This window comes from Bradyrhizobium erythrophlei (assembly GCF_042430365.1).
GTDB lineage: Bacteria > Pseudomonadota > Alphaproteobacteria > Rhizobiales > Xanthobacteraceae > Bradyrhizobium > Bradyrhizobium erythrophlei.
The window spans coordinates 13,958-32,362 of the sequence record NZ_JBHMET010000063.1 but is presented as its reverse complement, the minus strand read 5'-3'; the positions used below and the strand labels follow the sequence as shown (position 1 = coordinate 32,362).

Annotated in this window: 21 protein-coding genes; 10 read left to right on the top strand and 11 right to left on the bottom strand. The window is 63.3% G+C overall.

Features of this window, described 5'->3' with window-relative positions; genetic code table 11:
* Positions 1-155: 155 nt before the first annotated feature.
* From ACFFWD_RS11515 to ACFFWD_RS11505, 3 genes are all read right to left on the bottom strand, one after another.
* Positions 156-329 carry a hypothetical protein gene (locus tag ACFFWD_RS11515; protein WP_376965023.1) on the bottom strand — a complete coding sequence of 58 codons (174 nt, stop codon included), beginning with the start codon at positions 327-329 and terminating at the stop codon, positions 156-158.
* Between the two features lie 192 nt (positions 330-521).
* A complete protein-coding gene (locus ACFFWD_RS11510) occupies positions 522-1,028 on the bottom strand; it encodes a YkgB family protein (protein ID WP_376965021.1) in 507 nt (168 codons plus the stop codon).
* A 46-nt stretch (positions 1,029-1,074) separates the two neighbouring features.
* Complete coding sequence (locus ACFFWD_RS11505) at positions 1,075-1,611, bottom strand: carboxymuconolactone decarboxylase family protein (protein WP_376965019.1); 537 nt, start codon at positions 1,609-1,611, stop codon at positions 1,075-1,077.
* Positions 1,612-1,742: 131 nt separating this feature from the next.
* Here ACFFWD_RS11505 and ACFFWD_RS11500 point away from each other — a divergent pair, with 131 nt between their 5' ends.
* Positions 1,743-2,795, top strand: a complete 1,053-nt coding sequence (locus tag ACFFWD_RS11500) for an AraC family transcriptional regulator (RefSeq protein WP_376965017.1) — start codon at positions 1,743-1,745, stop codon at positions 2,793-2,795.
* Positions 2,796-2,819: 24 nt separating this feature from the next.
* Here the strand turns inward: ACFFWD_RS11500 and ACFFWD_RS11495 are convergent, their stop codons facing one another.
* The 4 genes from ACFFWD_RS11495 to ACFFWD_RS11480 form a co-directional block, all read right to left on the bottom strand.
* Complete coding sequence (locus tag ACFFWD_RS11495) at positions 2,820-3,923, bottom strand: alkene reductase (protein ID WP_376965015.1); 1,104 nt, start codon at positions 3,921-3,923, stop codon at positions 2,820-2,822.
* Positions 3,924-4,007: 84 nt separating this feature from the next.
* The gene (locus tag ACFFWD_RS11490) at positions 4,008-4,682 is read right to left on the bottom strand and encodes a peroxiredoxin-like family protein (RefSeq protein ID WP_376965013.1); all 675 of its coding nucleotides are present in this window, start codon (positions 4,680-4,682) and stop codon (positions 4,008-4,010) included.
* A gap of 148 nt (positions 4,683-4,830) precedes the next feature.
* Positions 4,831-5,175: a hypothetical protein gene (locus ACFFWD_RS11485; protein WP_376965011.1), complete on the bottom strand. Its 345-nt coding sequence runs from the start codon at positions 5,173-5,175 to the stop codon at positions 4,831-4,833.
* Between the two features lie 152 nt (positions 5,176-5,327).
* Positions 5,328-6,206 carry a LysR family transcriptional regulator gene (locus tag ACFFWD_RS11480; RefSeq protein WP_376965010.1) on the bottom strand — a complete coding sequence of 293 codons (879 nt, stop codon included), beginning with the start codon at positions 6,204-6,206 and terminating at the stop codon, positions 5,328-5,330.
* A 111-nt stretch (positions 6,207-6,317) separates the two neighbouring features.
* Between ACFFWD_RS11480 and ACFFWD_RS11475 the strand changes: the two genes are divergently transcribed.
* Positions 6,318-6,551 (top strand): hypothetical protein, encoded by a 234-nt coding sequence (locus ACFFWD_RS11475; RefSeq protein WP_376965008.1) that lies wholly within the window; start codon positions 6,318-6,320, stop codon positions 6,549-6,551.
* A 104-nt stretch (positions 6,552-6,655) separates the two neighbouring features.
* Positions 6,656-7,828 (top strand): patatin-like phospholipase family protein, encoded by a 1,173-nt coding sequence (locus tag ACFFWD_RS11470; protein WP_376965006.1) that lies wholly within the window; start codon positions 6,656-6,658, stop codon positions 7,826-7,828.
* A gap of 22 nt (positions 7,829-7,850) precedes the next feature.
* Here ACFFWD_RS11470 and ACFFWD_RS11465 read toward each other — a convergent pair whose 3' ends face one another.
* From ACFFWD_RS11465 to ACFFWD_RS11455, 3 genes are read right to left on the bottom strand one after another with little or no spacing between them, the layout of a single operon-like run.
* Positions 7,851-8,252 (bottom strand): hypothetical protein, encoded by a 402-nt coding sequence (locus tag ACFFWD_RS11465; RefSeq protein WP_376965004.1) that lies wholly within the window; start codon positions 8,250-8,252, stop codon positions 7,851-7,853.
* A gap of 2 nt (positions 8,253-8,254) precedes the next feature.
* Positions 8,255-9,187: an alpha/beta fold hydrolase gene (locus tag ACFFWD_RS11460; protein ID WP_376965002.1), complete on the bottom strand. Its 933-nt coding sequence runs from the start codon at positions 9,185-9,187 to the stop codon at positions 8,255-8,257.
* Between the two features lie 52 nt (positions 9,188-9,239).
* Complete coding sequence (locus ACFFWD_RS11455; RefSeq protein ID WP_376965000.1) at positions 9,240-10,430, bottom strand: thiolase family protein; 1,191 nt, start codon at positions 10,428-10,430, stop codon at positions 9,240-9,242.
* Between the two features lie 277 nt (positions 10,431-10,707).
* Here ACFFWD_RS11455 and ACFFWD_RS11450 point away from each other — a divergent pair, with 277 nt between their 5' ends.
* The 7 genes from ACFFWD_RS11450 (at position 10,708) to ACFFWD_RS11420 (ending at position 16,694) form a co-directional block, all read left to right on the top strand.
* Positions 10,708-11,283, top strand: a complete 576-nt coding sequence (locus tag ACFFWD_RS11450) for a carboxymuconolactone decarboxylase family protein (protein ID WP_376964998.1) — start codon at positions 10,708-10,710, stop codon at positions 11,281-11,283.
* A 277-nt stretch (positions 11,284-11,560) separates the two neighbouring features.
* Positions 11,561-12,310 carry an SDR family NAD(P)-dependent oxidoreductase gene (locus ACFFWD_RS11445; RefSeq protein ID WP_376964996.1) on the top strand — a complete coding sequence of 250 codons (750 nt, stop codon included), beginning with the start codon at positions 11,561-11,563 and terminating at the stop codon, positions 12,308-12,310.
* Between the two features lie 123 nt (positions 12,311-12,433).
* The gene (locus tag ACFFWD_RS11440; RefSeq protein WP_376964994.1) at positions 12,434-13,138 is read left to right on the top strand and encodes a glutathione binding-like protein; all 705 of its coding nucleotides are present in this window, start codon (positions 12,434-12,436) and stop codon (positions 13,136-13,138) included.
* 148 nt (positions 13,139-13,286) lie between these two features.
* Entirely contained in the window at positions 13,287-13,757 is a 471-nt protein-coding gene (locus ACFFWD_RS11435; protein ID WP_376965027.1) for a 2,4'-dihydroxyacetophenone dioxygenase family protein, read from the top strand.
* The gene (locus tag ACFFWD_RS11430) at positions 13,754-14,578 is read left to right on the top strand and encodes an alpha/beta fold hydrolase (protein WP_376964992.1); all 825 of its coding nucleotides are present in this window, start codon (positions 13,754-13,756) and stop codon (positions 14,576-14,578) included. The genes ACFFWD_RS11435 and ACFFWD_RS11430 overlap by 4 nt, the downstream gene beginning before the upstream one ends.
* An 11-nt stretch (positions 14,579-14,589) precedes the next feature.
* Positions 14,590-15,531: a D-2-hydroxyacid dehydrogenase family protein gene (locus ACFFWD_RS11425; RefSeq protein ID WP_376964990.1), complete on the top strand. Its 942-nt coding sequence runs from the start codon at positions 14,590-14,592 to the stop codon at positions 15,529-15,531.
* Between the two features lie 47 nt (positions 15,532-15,578).
* Positions 15,579-16,694 carry an SDR family oxidoreductase gene (locus ACFFWD_RS11420; RefSeq protein WP_376964988.1) on the top strand — a complete coding sequence of 372 codons (1,116 nt, stop codon included), beginning with the start codon at positions 15,579-15,581 and terminating at the stop codon, positions 16,692-16,694.
* A gap of 693 nt (positions 16,695-17,387) precedes the next feature.
* Here ACFFWD_RS11420 and ACFFWD_RS11415 read toward each other — a convergent pair.
* Positions 17,388-18,266, bottom strand: coding sequence for a LysR family transcriptional regulator (locus ACFFWD_RS11415; RefSeq protein WP_376965025.1), 879 nt, complete (start codon positions 18,264-18,266; stop codon positions 17,388-17,390).
* Between the last annotated feature and the right edge of the window lie 139 nt (positions 18,267-18,405).

Below are 18,405 nucleotides of genomic sequence, written 5' to 3'. Positions count from 1 at the left end.
CAATCGCGTGCCGGTATCCCTCGTCGCGACAAAAACCGTCGATAGCTCTTCCCGGCAAACAAGGCCAACAGCTTGTGGGCGACATCGACGAGGTCTCCGCTCAGATCGATGAGGCCGCGAGAATCAGTGAGGCCCTACGCTGCGTATCAAATGGATCACTCGCGAAACGCGGTAAGCGAGAGAAAGGCGCCCAATCCTCCCGACACCATTGCGGCTCCGCTCTGCGTCGGGTCACTCGATGCCGAGGGAGATCGCATCGCCGGGATGATCTCGATCTCCACGGTTGCTCTTCCGCCGACCGTCCAGATGATGATCGGCGAACGCTTCAAGGTCATCTCCAAGGGAGGCAGCCGGCTCAAGCACCGACGGGCGCCGCTGCGCAGAATTTGGCTCGAGATGACCATGGACGACGACGACACGCCGCCGACCGAGACCGCCGCACCGTGCAGCTTTGCCGAACGCGCAATCGCCGGCGAGCGGAAGGCTCGCCGGCGACGCATCGCCATCAGCAGAGTGCCACCTTATTGCCGCGTCAGGCGAACTACGTCCTGCCTCAGGAGGTAGAGCGAGACGGCGAGCAGAACGACGTCCTTCATCAGGAAGGGCACGTTGCCCGTCATCGCAGGGAAGCCTCCCGCGGCGATGTCCCAGCCCTCCGGCATGAGCGGAATGATGGTGACGGTTGCGATGAAGGTGCCGGTCGAGCCGAGGGCGCCAAGAACGCCGAGCCGCTTGTCCCAGAAGCCCGCGAGCAGCAGGGCCCCGAACGTCCACTCCGACAGGCCCAGGAAGTAGCTGGCGCCGGCGTGGCCGAACACTGGATACAGCCACCAGATCAGCGGCCCGTTGCTGATGAACGGGACCAGTCTCTCGAACTCGTACGGAAACCACTTCTGGTAACCGAAGAAGAGGAACATGATCACCATCGAGGCCCGGACGACGTGGTAGTCGAGATCCTCCGCGAGCAGGCCGGACCTGTGGAGCGCGCGGACAAGGGGATTGTGAGTGGTGTTGGCAAGCGTGGTCATGGTCGTGATCCTTTCATTCAAGATGATCTGACGGCGCGCGGTCGCTTCACGCGACTGCGGGAAAGTCGATCTCGGTGTCGTTGATGCGGTTGAAGACGTTGGTGAAGACGGTGGTCGCGAAGGCCAGGCTGATCTCCACCAGCTGCGCGTCGCTGTAGCCGGCGGCCTTGATCGCGGCGAAATCCTCGTCGCGGACGGTGCCGCTGGACAGCGCAAGCTTGCGGACGAAGCCGACCAGGGCGTCGCGCTTGGCATCACCGGTGGGCTGCCCCTTGCGGATCTGCTTAAGCTCTTCCGGCTTCACGCCTGCGAGCTTGGCGAGATGGTTGTGGGCGGCGACGCAGTAGTCGCAGCCGCCGGCGGAACTGATGACGAGCTTGATGACCTCCTGATCGCGCTTGGTCAGGCTGCCCGCTGCGAGCACCGCATCGGCGGCCAGGATCGACTTGAGCGCGGCGGGACCATGGGCAGCGATGGCCGCGAAGGTGTTCGGCACGCTGCCGATCGCCTTCTTGATCTGCGCGTAGACCTGGCCGGATGCGCCAGCGGCGTATTCGAGGTTGGGGACTGAAAGACGGGACATGGTGGCACTCCTTGGTTGGGTTGGTGAACGATTGCGGAGAGACACTATGGCCGTGAAATGAGATGTTGAATGTCGTAAGATCTCTCCTATATGCTCAATCGTCTCATATCTCGTCACTTCAGGAGATAGCCATGGACTGGCTTAGCCGGCTGTTCGAGATGATGCCGATGCGCGGGCGGCTCGACCTGCGCTGCTCCTACGGCGCGCCCTGGCGCATCGATCAGGGGCCCGGTGAGGCCAACGAGATCCCGTATCACGCCGTGCTCGCCGGCTCGGCGACGCTGGAAGATCCGGCGGGGGGCCGACCGCTGCAGCTGAAGCGCGGAGACATCCTGCTGCTCCCCGGCAACCCGCGGCACGTGATGCACGACGGCAGCGGGGCCGCGCCGCTGCCGGCCCGTAACCGCGCGTCCCTCAACTTCACGATCAGCGAAAATCTCGGTTCGGACGAACGGCTCGATCTGTTGTGCGGACACTTCGCCGTCGCTCCGCCGCACGACCGCTTGCTGCGCAGCTATCTGCCGCCGCGCCTCATCGTGCACGCCGGCACTCACGCTGGACAGAAGGAAACGGCCGCGCAGCTCGCAGGCCTTGTCGCGCTGATGCGAAGCGAGTCCGCGGACGATCACCTGGGCGGACGCGCGATGTTGAACGCGCTGTCGACCGCTATGTTCACGCTTGTGCTGCGGCTCGCCAGCGAGACGGACGACGCCCCTCGGGGTCTCCTCGCTCTGGCCGGTAATCCCCGCCTGGCGCCGGCGGTGGCGGCTCTGTTCAACGAGCCTGCGCGCGCATGGTCGCTGCCGGATCTCGCGCGTCTGTGCAACATGTCGCGAGCCACGCTCGCCCGCCAATTCCAAGAGAAGCTGGGGCGGTCGGCCACCGATCTCCTGACCGACATCCGGATGACGCTCGCAGCGAACGAACTGAGGAAATCTTCCCTCTCGACCGGCGCGGTGGCGGAGGCGGTTGGATATCAATCGGAAGCGGCCTTCCAGCGCGCCTTCAAAAGCCACATGGGCATCACGCCGGCCCAATGGCGCAAGATGCAGGAGCCGTCGGGCCGAGAGGTCTTCGCCAGGCCTGCAGCACCTGCCGATGCGAAGCCTGCGGAGACGTCCGAAGTGGATCCTCCTGTCGAGCCCAGGCCAGCGAGGCGCGGTGATGCGCCGTCGCTGGCCTAGCGAAGCTTCGTGACGAGGTGCTGTTCAGTCCGCCGGCGCGACCTCGGCCACCGGGTAGTCGATGTAGCCGCGCGCGTCGCCGCCGTAGAAGGTCGACCGATCGTAGCGGTTGAGCGGAAGGCTGAGCCGTAGCCGCTCGGGCAGATCCGGGTTGGAGATGAAGTGACGGCCGAATGCGACGAGGTCGGCGTCCCCGGCCGCGACGATGGTCTCCCCTGAATGCGGTGCGAAGCCGCCGGCCGCGATCAAGGTCCGCGAGAATTTCGGCCGCAGATGCTGGGCGGCGATCGGCGCCTGGCCATGCGAGATCTCCTCGGTGCCCTTGATGCGCGGCTCGACGACGTGGAGGTAAGCGATACCGAGGCGATCCAGCTCTCTCGCGACGTAGCCGAAGGTTGCGGGCGGATTGCTGTCCGACATGGATCCGTACGTGCCGCTCGGCGAGATGCGGACACCCACACGATCGGCACCCCAGGCGGAGATTGCCGCTTGCGTCACCTCGAGCAGGAAGCGGGCACGATTCTCGATTCTGCCGCCATATTCGTCCGCGCGCTTGTTGGTGCCATCCTGCAGGAATTGATCGGGCAGGTAGCCGTTCGCGCCGTGAATCTCGACGCCATCGAAACCCGCATGCAGCGCGCGCTCGGCGCCGGATCGGAACTCCTCGATGATATCAGGGATCTCATGCAGTTCGAGGGCGCGCGGCATCGAGAACGGGGCTTCGCCGCGCTTGGTGTAAGCGTAGCCCTCGGCTGCAATCGCAGAAGGCGCGACCGGCGCTTCCCCGTTCGGCTGCAGGTCGACATGCGACTGCCGGCCGACATGCCACAACTGCTGAAAGATGCGGCCGCCCTTGGCGTGGACCGCGTCGGTGACGCGCCGCCATCCGGCGATCTGAGTATCCGAGTAGATGCCCGGCGCCCCGGCATAGCCGTTGCCGCGGATCGAGACCGGGGTGGCTTCGGAGACGATCAGACCGCCCTCGGAGGTGCGCTGAGTGTAATATTCGACCATGAGATCGCTCGGAATATCGCCGGGATCGGAGCGCATCCGCGTCAGCGGCGCCATCACCACGCGATGGGACAATCGATAGGGGCCGACCTGGGCCGGCGTGAACAGCTTGGACATCGTCGTTTCCTTTGGGACAGATCGGGTTAAAGACAGCGGCCGATGGTCGCGAAGAGCTTGCGCCCCACCGGCCGCCTCATGCCGTCACGCCTTGACGGCGGCCGCCCGCTGAAGGACCGGGATCATGTCTTCAGGCTCGGGCCGGCGGGTGTAGTCGGGGTTCACTTCGGAGTAGAGGATCACGCCGTCCTGTCCGATGACGTAACGGGCCGGCATCGGCAGCGTCCAACTCGGATCGTCGTTGAACGTCGGCAGATCGTTCTTCAGCTGCTTGTAGAGCTCGACCAGGTAGTCGGGCAGGTCGAAGCGCAGTCCGAACGCGGCGCCGACCTTGCCCTTCGCGTCCGACAGGATCGGGAAGCTGAGCTTGTTCTGGCGCACGGACTTGCGGCTGTTCGGCGCGGTCTGCGGCGAGATCGCGACGAGCGAAGCGCCGTATCTGTCGAATTCCGGCTTGGCGGCTTCGAGCGCCTGCAGCTCCATGTTGCAGTAGGGGCACCAGACGCCGCGGTAGAAGCTGAGGACCAGCGGGCCGCGTTTCAGGAGATCAGCCGAGTTGACGATGTTGCCCTCCGGATCCTTCAGCGAGAAGGACGGGGCGACATCGCCGGCCTTCTTGGCGCGCTGGGCGGCCCCTGACTCGATCAATTCTGCGGTGGCGCGGTGCATCGTCTCGATGACGGAGCGAGGAACATTGTAAGGCGGCTTTCCGGCCTCGAAATCGGCTTTGAAAGCATCAAGCTTGGCTTGAAGCGACATGACGGTTCTCCTTTGGGCCTTTGCGTGGAGGACGGCGGCGCCGTCCGCTTTGTTGAACTCACACGCAGCAAGCTAAAGGAGACCGCCATGCCGGGTAGCGGGGCCGTTCGACTAGCCATTATTCCCGCCGGGAATAACCGCGGGGGGCTCAGCATCCGCGGCAAATGATCAGCTTGCGGTCGAGCTCCTGGTCGAACTGCCGCTGCTGACGCTCCCATGCCGACACGGCCTCCGATTGAGGGGCGTCGGCCCGTTGCGGTTGCCGATGGCCGACCGGAACAAGCCAGGGCAGGCGTGAGGTCAGGATCAGCGACCGGCTCCCTGCAGCCGCCTTGGCGTCGGGATGATCTGCGGTCGCGCTGATCGCCAGATCGGGGAAGACGCTGGCAGCATCGTGCTGATGGGCGGCGTTTGCAGGCGAAAGCAGGCCGATAAAGACGATAGCTGCGGCAGCGGTGCGGATTGAACGATCGAGGATCGATGTGCGGGTCATGGCGACGTTCCCTGGCAGGAGGCTCGGGATGAGCAACTCCCTTGCGTGTCACCGTACCCGCTCACCTCAAGCGCTGAATGCCGCCCGGGATCGAAGACATGCTCGTTCGTCTCATCGACCGCGCTTATGGCTGCAGCAGCCGGCTTGCTCGGTCATCCGTTGAATGTACGTTCGAAGAAGTCCACGAACGCGCGCGCCTTGGCGGTCGCGGAGCGCCCGGTCGGAAGCACGGCCCACAGGTCGAGGACCGGAAGCGTCCATTCCGATAGGACCGCACGCACGGCGCCCGATCGTAGTTCAGGGCTGAACATCCATTCCGACGCAATCGAGAGGCCGACGTCGGCGAGCACCGCAGCCCTGACGCCTTCCGCAGCAGTCACCCGCAGTCTGCTTTGAACGGTGACGGCCAATTCGGAGCTTTCGCGCCGAAACGACCAGATGCTGCCTTCTTGGAGGTAAATGACGGCCTGATGTTTGCTGAGTTCACTAGGGGTCGACGGCGTGCCCGCGCGATCGAAATAGGCCGGGGTGCCCAACACGAGGCGCTTGCATCTTGCGATACGGCGGGCGGTCAGCGTCGAATCCGTCATCTTCCCCATCCGAAGCGCCACGTCGATCCCCTCCTGGACGAGATCGATCTGGCGGTCGTCCAAGACGACCTCCAGCTCCAGCTCCGGATGCTGCGCCAGGAATTTCGGCAAGAGCGGAATGAGATGGATGCGGGCGAAGGTCACCGCGGCGCAGATGCGCAATCTGCCCTTCAGCCCGGCACCGGCTCCGCGTGCGGCGAGCTCCGCTTCGGCGGCTTCCTCAAGGGCGCGCCTGGCGCGCTCGAGATAGCCGAGCCCGGCTTCCGTCGGAGTGAGGCCGCGCGTCGAGCGCGTCAGCAGCTTGACGCCGAGATACTCCTCGAGCTGTGCGACCGACTTCGAGACCGCCGGTTGTCCCACCCGAAGCTGCCGGGCCGCCCCCGAGAAGGACCCCGTTTCGACGACCCGCACGAACGTCTCCATTGAAGCCAGACGATCCATCCTATTCTCCGCAGGAATGAGCGCTATCGCTCTGCCCTATCTGCCATGCCGCGCGAGAATTGGCCATCTCTCCAGCCATCCAAGCGGTTGTCCGGCAAAGGAGAGCAGGCAATGAGCAGCCATGAACACTCGATCGCGATGCGGGTCCGGAGCGCCGGTGCGGGCGTGAGTGGTACGACTCGCGCGAAAGCCGCCGCGATCGAACTGATTCAGACCCTGAGCGGAACGGCAAGGGATGCGCTGTTCGCGTATGCGATGACGGGCAGCGCCGTGGCGAGCCTCGCCATTATCGCCGCGCCGCATCTCGAGATGCTGCTACGCTGCGTCTTCCACGGCAGGGGATGAAAGCGAAGGCCGCCTGTGCACCCTGCGGAGTTGACAGGGCCTTGCCAAGACATTGAATCGAGCTCGGTCAACCAAATCCGAACAAGCGGAACAGGATGTCTCGAATGGAGCAACCGATCGAAGGTCGGACGGCGGCTACCTCGCAAAGCCGCACATCGGACCGGGCCAGCCTCCCGGGCCAGGTCGTACTCGTGCTGCAGGGCGGCGGCGCATTGGGATCCTACCAGGCCGGCGTGTACCAGGCGCTGCAGGAAGCCGGCATCGGGCCGGACTGGATCGTCGGGACGTCCATCGGGGCGATCAACGCGAGCCTGATAGCCGGCAATGCGCCGCAGGATCGGTTGGCTCGCCTCGTCGAGTTCTGGGGCAGGGTGCAGCGTGCGCCGCTCTGGGACATGCGCGGCGTCTTGCCGGGGTTCGGCGATAAATGGTCCTACTGGACGACGCTGGCGCGCGGCATTCCCGGCTTCTTCACGCCCAATCCGCTCGCCCATGTCGGCGATTTCTACCCGCTCGGCGCAGATCACGCCGGTTACTATTCGACGGCGCCGCTTGAGGCCACTCTCTCCGAACTCGTCGATTTCAATCTGATCAACAAAGGCACGCCGCGCCTCACGATCGGGGCGGCGCATGTGCGCACCAGCCAGATGACGTATTTCGACAGCCGCCGCTGCAGGTTGGATGTGAAGCACATCATGGCGTCCGGTGCGCTACCGCCGGCATTCCCGGCGGTGCGTGTCGACGGCGAGCTCTACTGGGACGGCGGCATCCTCTCCAACACCCCAACCGAGGTGGTGTTTGACGACAACCCGCGCAGGGACTCGCTCATCTTCACGGTCCATCTCTGGAATCCGGTGGGGGCCGAGCCGAGCACGATGGCGGAGGTTCTCAACCGCCACAAGGACGTCCAATACTCCAGCCGGATCGCAAGCCAGATCACCCGGCACCAGCAGGCGCACCGGTTGCGCCACGTGATCAACGAGCTCGCCGCACGGTTGCCGGACGCTGAGCGCGTCAGGCCTGAGGTGCGCGAACTGATGAGCTACGGCTGCCAGACCCGGATGCATGTGGTGCAGCTTCTGGCTCCGCAACTCGACTACGAGGACCACACCAAGGACGTCGATTTCAGCCACGCCAGCATCAAACAGCGCTGGGACGCGGGCTACGCCCACACCAAAGCAGTGCTCGCGCGCGAGCCCTGGGTGGGGCAGTTCGATCCGCTGTCGGGCGTGATCCTGCACGAGGCCGGAGAGTTCACGGCGCTCGCCGCCGAATGAGGAGAGGCGAGCGCCGCACTCTTTATCCGGCACCTGCGGCGCTCAGCTGATAGAGTCGCCCGGTTGCGTCCAGGTCCTCGACGCGCCATTCGCCGCCGACGCCTTCGATGATCCACCTGAGCAGCGCCCACAAATCGCTATCGACATTGGTGTCGTCCAAGGTCTCCAGCGCATAGGGCAGGGCGTAGATCTCGAGCCCGTCCGGAAACGGCTCACCGCTCCGCCCAATGAACACGAGCGCGTAGATCATTCCAGAAGGTGCCCGCACGTAGCCAGGCCGCGACAAACCTGCGGAATCCAGAGCGAAGCGGCGCACGAAGAAATCCCGGAATTCGGGGTAGTGCCCGACCCGATCCTCGGTCAGCACCAGCGCCCTTCTTGTTCCGTGGAGCTCAGGATTATCGATGATTTCGATCCGCGTCATGACTATCTCCCCTCGATGCGGTCGAGGAAACGGTTGATCCTCTCGGCGATCTCGGTACCGGAATCCTCTTGCAGGAAATGTCGACCCGTCACGAGTTCGGGTCCCTCGGCATGCGGCAAGAGCTCCTTGAAGCGCGTCGCGAACGTCTTGTGATCGAACACTTCATCCTCTCTGCCCCACACAAGAAGCGTCGGGAATTTCGCCTTTCTCAGCTCGCGCTCGAGCCATTCGAAGCGCGAAAAGCCCCGCGCGCTATCTTCAAGCGGGATCCAGCGCGGCCAGGTCCACGTCAGGAGACGCGATCCCGGATCCGGCAGTATGTCTTCGTAGATGCGTTGAGCCTCGGCCGCGAATTTCTTCCGGTCGACCACCGACAAATACATGCCGCGGCCAGCGAGGGCGTTGTGGCGTCCGAGGAGAAACGGACCCACGACGGGCGCGTGCATCATGCGCCAAGGGAATATCCGCTTGTGGAATTCGGCCGGAGGAAGGGGCCATGCCCACGTGCTCATGATAACCAGAGCGCGGACGCGGCCGGGATTCGAGAGCGCGAACCCGAGACCGGTTGGTCCGCCCCAGTCGTGGCAGACCATTGTGGCGTTGCGCAAATTGAGCTGCCTCAGCAATCCCGTTAGGTTCGCGATATGGCCATCGAGCGTGTGCGCCTGTTCCCGGACGGGCTTCTCAGACAGGCCAAACCCAATCATGTCAGGAACGATGACGCGCCGGCCCGCCGCCGTCAGCGGCCCCACGAACCTGCGGTACAGAAAGCCCCATGCCGGGTTGCCGTGCAGGAGAACTACCGGATCGCCGGCGCCCTCGTCGATGTAATGCATGCGCCAGCCGTTGACCCGCTTGAACTTCGGTTGGTAAGGCCATTCCGGGTGCGTGAAGCGTGAAGGTGATTTTTGCGTCTCACCTGGTTCGGCGTTCATATCGATTCTCCTCATGAGGCGCGGCCGCTGCGTTGATAATTCTGGCAAGCCGCTAAGCGATCATCTCGAGGGCCAGTGCGATTCCCTGGCCACCGCCGATGCACATCGTCACGACACCTCTCTTGAGGCCGTCCCGACGCATCGAATGGAGAAGTCGGGCTGTTAGCACAGCGCCTGTCGCACCGATCGGATGACCATGTGCGATCGCGCCACCCTCGACATTCACGATGTCGGGCGGCAGTCCCAGTTCTCGGATGACTGCGAGCGCTATGGCGGCGAAGGCCTCGTTGATTTCGATGCGCTCGACGTCGCCGTTGCTCCAGGCGGCGCGCGTCAGCGCCTGTTTGACAGCGGGGATCGGCCCGAGGCCGAATAGACCCGGCTCGACCGCAGCGATGCCGTACGCCACGAGACGCGCGACGGGCGTCAGACCACGTCTATCTGCATGAGCTTCGCTCGCCAGCACCATGGCCGCCGCGCCCGTGTTCAGCCCTGGGGCATTGCCTGCCGTGATCGTGCCACCATCGCGGAAGACCGGCTTCAGCTTGCTCAGCGCCTCGATTGTCGTGTCCGGCCGGTTATGCTCGTCCGCTTCGAACGTGCTCGGGCCCTTCCGCCCAGGAACTTCAACGGGTGCGATTTCGCCAGCGAACTTTCCGGCCGCCTGCGCGGCGGAGAAGCGCCGATGTGAGCGCAGCGCCCATTCGTCTTGGGCTGCGCGACTGATCTGAAATTTCGTTACCAGATCTTCCGTATGCCAACCCGAGTGTGCATCCGAAAACGCGTCGTTGAGCCCGTCACGCAGCACGCTGTCGTAGAGGACCGCGTCGCCCATGCGGTGACCCCACCGGCCACGCTGTACCAGATACGGCGCTGCATCCATGTTCTCCATGCCGCCCGCGATGGCCGTATCCACAGAACCCATCAGAATTTCTTGCGCTGCGGAGACGATCGCTTGTGCACCGGAGCCACAGACCCGATTCACGGTCATGCCGGGGACTTGGACCGGCAGCCCCGCGTGGATCGCGGCCTGCCGTGCGGGATTCATCTTGTTACCGGCTTGCACGGCGTTTCCCATCACCACTGTTCCGATCTCGTCCGTCCGCAGGCCAGATCGTTGAAGAGCGGCGCTGATGGCTGTCGCTCCAAGCTCAACGGCCGGAATATCCTTCAACGTGCCGCCGAATGTTCCGATGGCTGTACGAACCGGTTCGGCAATCACGACCGGATGCTTCGATGTCATGGAAAGACCTCCGAGCAAGAAAAACGGGGTGAGCAGCTAAGTGCTGTGCAAGGGACGACCTCGGCAGACCGATCCTCGCAATAACACATATTCCTGCACGGAATAGGGAGACGGCCCCCACGCGCAGCGACACTTGACGGAGTCGGCGGCTGATCTGCCGCAACGAGGTCCATTCCCTGCCGGAATGAATGATATCGCTACGTCGCGTCTGCCGCAGGGTCGGGGAATGGATGATGCTGCGGCCACATCGTTCAGTGTTCAAAAAGGAAGAAGAGAAATGATCAACGGATTCACGCTTCACGAAACTACCACCGCGCCGGCGGCTTCTGCCGACATCCTGAACGGCGTCCAAAAGGCGTGGGGCTTCGTGCCCAACCTGCACCGCGTCCTCGCCGAGAGCCCGGCGGCGCTCGAGGCCTACAGCACGCTCTGGGGCATCGCCGAGAAGACGAGTTTCACGCCGCAGGAGCGCAACATCGTCTATCTCGCCATCATCTACGAGAACGAGTGCACCTATTGCATGGCCGGTCACACCAACCTGTCGCGCATGGCAAAGGTCGACAACGAGGCGATCGCGGCGGTCCGCGAAGGCCGCCCGATCGCCGATGCGAAGCTCGAGGCGTTGCGCCAGTTTGCCGCCAAGGTCACCCGTCAGCGCGGTGCGGTGAGCGCAGCCGACGTCGCCGCCTTCAAGGCCGCGGGCTACGACAATCAGGCGGTGCTCGACGTGCTCGTGCTCGCCGCGACAAAGCTCATCTCCAACTACACCAACCATCTTGCGCAGACGCCGAACGACTCCTTCATGAAAGGCGCCGAATGGACTGCGCCCGGCAAGCTCAGGCCCGCCGCCTGACCGTCGCCAATAAGCCGCCCTCGCTTCGCGGCGCGGGCGGCGTCCGACACTGAATCGGCTTCCTCGTGGTCGCGCAAGCCACTGCGTTGGTCGAAGTATCAAAATGACGAGTTGCGAAGGTGAATGCGCTTGTCAACACGGCCGTCAGTCCGCTCGTCCGCATGTTCATTCCCCGACGGAATAAAACCTAATCCACCCACCTAACTAGCCGTCACCGGGGTCTTCGTTAGGTTCTTCGCATGAATTCGACGAACGCAGGATGACAAGGAGTAAAGCGATGTCGAGGTTGCAAGGCAAAGTCGCCGTCATCACGGGCGGCAGTAGCGGCATCGGACTGGCGACGGCTCAGCGTTTCGTGAGAGAGGGGGCCTTCGTCTACATTTTTGGCCGTCGACAGAGCGAGCTCGACCTGGCCGCCGCCCTGATCGGACCGCGCGTGGCGGCCGTGCAGGGCGACGTTCAAAACACTCGTGATCTCGATCGTCTCTTTGTAAGAATCAGGGAAGAGAAGGGGAGCATCGATGTCCTGGTCGCCAACTCGGGTTTCATAGATCCGCAGTCGCTGGTCGACACGACGGAAGAGAATTTCGACAAGACTTTCGGCACTAACGTGCGCGGACTTCTCTTCACCGTCCAGAAAGCGCTTCCCCTGATCAGCGACGGCGGCGCCATCGTTCTCACCTCCTCCATCGCTGCGTTCAAGGGCATTCCCAACTACACTAGCTATAGCGCAACCAAGGCTGCCGTGCGCTCGTTTGTGCGCACTTGGACGGCAGAACTCAAGGACCGCGGAATCCGCGTCAATGCCATCAGCCCGGGAGCAATCGACACGCCCATCATCGATGCCCAGTCGGCCACGAAAGAAGGCGCAGACGCGATCCGGGCCAGCTTTAAGGCTGCTACACCGCTAGGTCGCCTCGGCCGGCCTGAGGAGATTGCGGCCGCAGCGCTGTTCCTGGCTTCGGACGAGGGCAGTTACGTTGCTGGCGCCGATCTCGTCGTCGATGGTGGCCTGAGTGCGCTTTGAAGCATCAGAAGGTGTTGCCTTGAGGCTGGCGTACCAACGTCCGTCACTGTTGCGAGTTGGCCTTTTTAGCCCGGGGGCAGCGTTTGCAGCTTCGCATTTGGCGAACAAGTCAAGGAGACCGAAATGATCGACCTCTACTACTGGCCCACGCCGAATGGCCACAAGATCACGATGTTCCTGGAGGAAGCGGGACTGGACTACACGATCCACCCGGTCGACATCAGCGCCGGCGATCAGTTCAAGCCAGACTTCCTCGCCATCTCGCCAAACAACCGCATGCCGGCGATCATCGATACCGCCCCGGCCGACGGCGGCGAACCGGTTAGTGTGTTCGAGTCGGGCGCCATCCTGTTGTACCTGGCCGAGAAGACCGGTCGCTTCCTGCCGAAGGACGTCCGCGGCCGCAAGACCGCGACTGAGTGGCTGTTCTGGCAAGTGGGCGGGCTGGGGCCGATGGCCGGACAGAACCACCACTTCGGGCTCTACGCCCCGACCAAAATTCCTTACGCAGTCGACCGCTACACGAAGGAGACGAACCGTCTTTACGGTGTTCTCGATCGTCATCTCGAAAACCGCACGTTCGTCGGTGGCGACGGCTATAGCATCGCCGACATGGCTTCCTATCCCTGGATCGTTCCCTGGAAACGCCAGCAGCAGAATCTGGACGACTTCCCGAACCTTCGGCGCTGGTTCGACACGGTACGCCAGCGTTCCGGGACGCAGCGGGCCTACGCCAGAGGCGAGCCGTATTCAAACCGTCCAACCGTCACGGAAGAAGGGAAGAAGATCCTGTTCGGACAGACCGCCGCAAAGGCGTTGGCAGTTTGACGGGAAAGAGCCGCAAGTCTCCCGACGTCCCATTTGCATGTTGGAGGGTAAAAAGACGGCCACGTCTTCATCGGAGCAACACCAGGCGCCCGAGCGCCGGTCGATCGATCAGAGCAAGATCGCGTACCAGAAACCTCAGCCCGCAGGCATGGTGCCGGATGTCTTCATCGGCTCCGCGCTGGAACTTGACGAGGACGAACGCGAATTGGTCCCGCAGTCGCCGACAGTTGCGTTCAGGCCGCTCGTCCTGAACGTGAGTCAGGGCTACTATATCAACATCCTTCGGGTTCGGTCCTCCGGCGTGCTGTCGCGCCACCGCCATTCCGGACGGGTGCATGCCTTCACGCTGCGCGGAAGATGGCGCTACCTCGAGCACGACTGGGGCGCGACCCCAGGCGACTACGCATTCGAGCCGCCCGGCGAGGCGCACACCCTCGTCGTTCCGGATGACGTCAAGGAAATGGCCACGCTCTTTCACGTGACCGGCGGGTACACCTACGTCGATCCCTACGGCGAGGCGCTCGGATACGAAGACGTTTTCGCGAAGCTGGAGCACGCGGTTAGGCCCTATGAGGCCATCGGGCTCGACAAGGACCATGTGAGGAGGATCGTCCGATGACGAGGCGCGAGACAGTCGATGTAGGCGGCGTTGCGATCAGCTACCTCACCGCCGGTGAGGGCGGCCCCCTGGTGCTCCTGCTTCACGGCACCTATTGGAGCCGCGTCTGGCAGCCTGTGCTCGACGGCATCGCTGCCGCGGGCCTTCGCCCGGTGGCGGTCGATTTCCCCGGCTTCGGCCGCTCCGGCGGCGAGCTCACCGTGAGCGAGGCTTCGGTCCCGCGACTCTCCGCCTGGCTGCTGCGTTTCCTCGAAGCGCTCGGGCACAAGGGACCGGTCATGGTCGCCGGCCACGACATCGGTGGAGGCGTCGCGCAGCATCTGATGCTCGCCGGGAAGGTGGAGGTACCGCGCGTAGCCGTGGTGAACGGCATCATGTACGATTCCTGGCCGGTGCCTGGCGTTGCCCGCTTCCGGGATCCGGCAGTGGCTGCCGCGACGACGCGGGATGACGTTCTGGCCGCGCGCCGAGTGTCCGTCGTGAAGGCGCTCGGCCGCCCCGCAAGCGAAGCCGAGATCACCGAATATCTTGATCCCTGGACAGACCCCAGGGTCGCCCGGTCCTGGCTGGCGCTCGCCGGCGCTGCCGACCACCGCTACACCATGGAGATGCTGCCAGCTCTGCTACAGTCGAAGAAGCCCAAGCTTCTCGTCTGGGGTGAAGACGACGGATTCCAAACGGTTGATTATGCCGAACGCTACGCACGCGAGATTCCGGAGACGAGGCTCGTCCGGATCAAGTCGGCAGGCCACATTCCGATGGAAAACGATCCCAAAGCCGTTGCGGGAGCTCTGGCCGAGTTCTTTGTCGCCAAGCAGTGAAGGAAGGGCCCATGAAGGTTGCGATCCTCGACGACTACCAGAACGTGGCGCTGCGACTTGCCGATTGGTCTAACGTCCGGCGGCACGCCGAGATCACCGTGTTCAACGACCATGTCGCCGATCCCTCGGCAGTCGTCGAACGGTTGCGGCCATTCGAGGTGGTATGCGTCATGCGCGAACGCACGCCGCTTGCAAGGGAGGTCCTGCAGCAGCTGCCGAACCTGAAGCTGATAGCTTCCACAGGACCGCGAAACGCCTCCATCGACACCCAGGCCGCGACCGATCTCGGTATCGCTGTCACCGCGACGGGCTACGATTCCACTCCGACCATCGAGTTCGCCTGGTCGCTGATCCTGGCAAGCATGCGGGGCATCGACCGGGAGGCCGCCTCGCTGAAGGCGGGTGGGTGGCAGACCGGGCTCGGCTCGAACTTGCGCGGCAAAAGCCTCGGGGTCGTCGGGTTGGGCAACATCGGAAGAGAAGTCGCGCGCATCGGTCTCGCCTTCGGCATGAAGGTGATCGCCTGGAGCCAGAACCTGACCGAGGAGAAGGCCAGCGCCGCCGGTGCCACCCTCGTCGACAAGCAGACGCTGTTCCGCGAGGCGGATGTCGTCACGGTGCATCTCGTCCTGAGCGGCCGCACTAGAGGCCTGATCGGGGCGCCCGAGTTCGCCCTCATGAAGCCGACCGCCAGGTTCGTGAACACATCACGGGGTCCAATCATCGATGACGCGGCCCTGATCGAGGCGCTGCAGACGCGCAGGATCGCCGGCGCAGCGGTCGACGTATTCGACGTGGAGCCGTTGCCTCCTGATCACCCCTTCCGGAAGCTGGACAACGTCCTCGCGACACCTCACATCGGCTACGTCACCGAAGATCTTTATCGGACTTTCTATGGCGATGCCGCGGCCAACATGGCGAAGTGGCTCGAGGTCAACGCGACGTCCGCATAGACACCTGCGACGAGTAAACCTCCTCGTTAAACAAGGAGTTCAGAATCATGAGCGCGATCAATCAAAGCAAGATCGTTCCGAACAAGGTGCTGGTCACGGGTGCAAGTGGCCTGTTGGGGGTCGCCGCGATTGAGAAGTTTCTTTCCGCCGGCTGGGAGGTGGTCGGTGTCTCGCGCCGCAAGCCCGAGCTACCCAGCGGCCGGGATGTTGAGTTTCTATCGGTCGATCTCCGGGACGAGAAAGCGTCTCGCGCCGCGTTCGAGTCGCTGACTGACATCACGCACATCGCCTATACCGCTCTGCACGAGAAACCCGAGCTGGTCGCCGGCTGGTCGAGCAAGGAACAGATTGAGACCAACAACACCATGCTGCGCAACGTGGTCGAGCCGATCGTGGGCACCGCCTTCAATTTCCAACACGTCAGCATTCTCCAGGGAACGAAGATCTACGGCGTGCACCTGCACCCGATCCCGATCCCGGCCCGCGAACGTGATGCGCGTAAGGATCACCAGAACTTCTTCTTCGACCAGGAAGCCTATGTTCGTGAGATGGGCGCCCGGCACGGCTTCAACTACACGGCTCTACGTCCACAGCTCGTCACCGGTCCCACCCCAGGCGCGTTGAACGTAGTGCCTGCTATCGGTGTCTACGCGGCAATCCGGCGCGAGAAGGGTGAACCATTCGGCTTTCCTGGCGGTCCGTCGTTCGTCTGGGAAGCCGCCGATGCAGACCTCGTCGCCGACGTGATGGTCTGGGCTGCGCAATCGTCCCAGGCGGCAAACCAGGCGTTCAATATCACTAACGGCGACGTGTTCGAGTGGCGCAATGTGTGGCCGGCGCTGGCCGGAACCCTTGGTGTCGAAATCGGGCCGGACATGCCAACGAGCGTGGCAGCCTACCTCAAGGAAAACGCGGATATCTGGGACCAGATCGTCGCGAAGTACAATCTTCGCTCGCGGAACCTACGGGAGCTGGTGGGCCAGGGCGACCAGCACGCGGATTTCGCGTTCGCCTACGGCGCCCCGGAAGGACCGCGGGCGTTCGTGAGCACCGTCAAGCTGCGCCAGGCTGGGTTCACAAAGACGATTGACACCGAGGAATCGTTCCGCAATGCGCTGCAGTCCCTGATCGACCACAAGCTCCTGCCGCCCGCCGCGAAGTAGTCCGGATGCCCCCGATGCGCAAGATTCTCACCGACGCTGCTCATCGTCGTTGCCCGCATCGCCCCCCAGCTCATCGAGCGCCATGATCCGTCGCGCTCGATGATCAACTACAGCGGGTATCCCAAAACAAATAGTAGAGTCAGCTGTCGTGCAGGTAACTCTGTCCGAAAGGACAAGCGGGTCCGCAATGCTAACAGCCTACGTTCATTCGCGCGCGTGACGAGGCCGCTAAATACCTTCGAACTAGCGAGCAAGTCCTGTTCGATGAAGTTGGCTAAACGTCTCCCTTTGAGCAGAGCGCAGTCGCGGCTGTGCGGGTCGGCATGGCCCATCCAGGCGTGCTTCTCACCCTCGCGTAAGGCGCCCGCCTCCCGCAGCATCGAAATCCGTCCACGCAGCGCCCTGATCGCGGCCCGCCGCTCCGTCGTCACCAGCATCGACTTGGTTCCCGCGCGAGACGCAACCTTCCGGCCCGCCCCCCGTCGATCTGCTAACACAGGGCAGGAGCCCGAATTGAAGCCTTCGACTTTTCCACGTGTTATCTGGGTCGAGCTCGGCGACCTGCCGACCGGTTGGGCCAGCTCGGTCTTCGGGCAAGGGCCGCAGCATTGATCACTCACTGCCCTAAAGAATAGTAAGGGCGGGAGCGTGTGACGGCATCCCGCTACAGTAGGAACCGCGGAGAAATGACCTTCAGCTATCCCGAACCTCGCTGGTCACGCGGCTGATGACATCGCGTAGCCATGCATGCGCAGGCTGGTTGTCAAGCCGCCGCAGCCAGATCATGGCAGCTTCGATCGGCTTGGGCGAGCGCGAGAGTCGACGGAAAACCAGGTGGTGAGACCTCGTCATGCTTTTGGCTACGTTGAGGGGCAGCACCGACACCAAATCCGATGTCGACAGAATTTGCGCCGCCGCCAGAAATGGCGCACGCATCGCGGCTCCTTGAGGCGGCTTTGATCTGGCAGGTCCGTTTTCGATAAAATCGGGGCCGAACCGGGCAGACGAGATTTCCAGCTGGGGCAGCGTTGCCAGCTTCTCGGTCGAGAATTCCCGTGCTTTCGCCGCTGGATGCCCCTTGCGATGCACCACGACGAATTGATCCTGCAATAGCCGCCTGCGCGAGAAGCGCTCGCCTTGAGCGGCCGATGGCCCGATCGCCAGATGCAGTTCGTTTCGATCAAGCTGTTCGAGAATGTCCAAGGTGCCGCTCGGCCGAAAATCCAGTCTCACCCCAGGAGCAGTCCTGGCGACGTAGGCTGCGATCGGAGCGACCAGGACGATCGCCGCATAGTTGTCGACGGCAATGCTAAACGTTGTCGTCGCCTTTGATGGATCGAACTGGTCGGGCTCCAGCGATTGCTGCAACCCGTCGAGCGCGATCCTGATCGGCGTGGCGAGCTGCTCGGCCCGCGGCGTCGGCGTCATCCCGTCCGGGCTGCGGACGAACAATTCGTCCTTCAGCATGTGACGCAACCGCGTCAGCGCGTGACTCATCGCAGGCTGGCTGAGGCCAAGTCGTTGGCCTGCCCGCGTGACGGATCGCTCCCGCATGATGGCGTCGAACACCACCAGCAGGTTCAGATCAAGTGCAGCCAGCCTGGGCGTCTTGGTCAAGCGACTAGAACTCCATCAGAATTCAAAGTGCGCATGTGAGGATGAAGAGAATGCATTTTACGCATGCAAAACTCAATCCTAGATTCCCATTCTT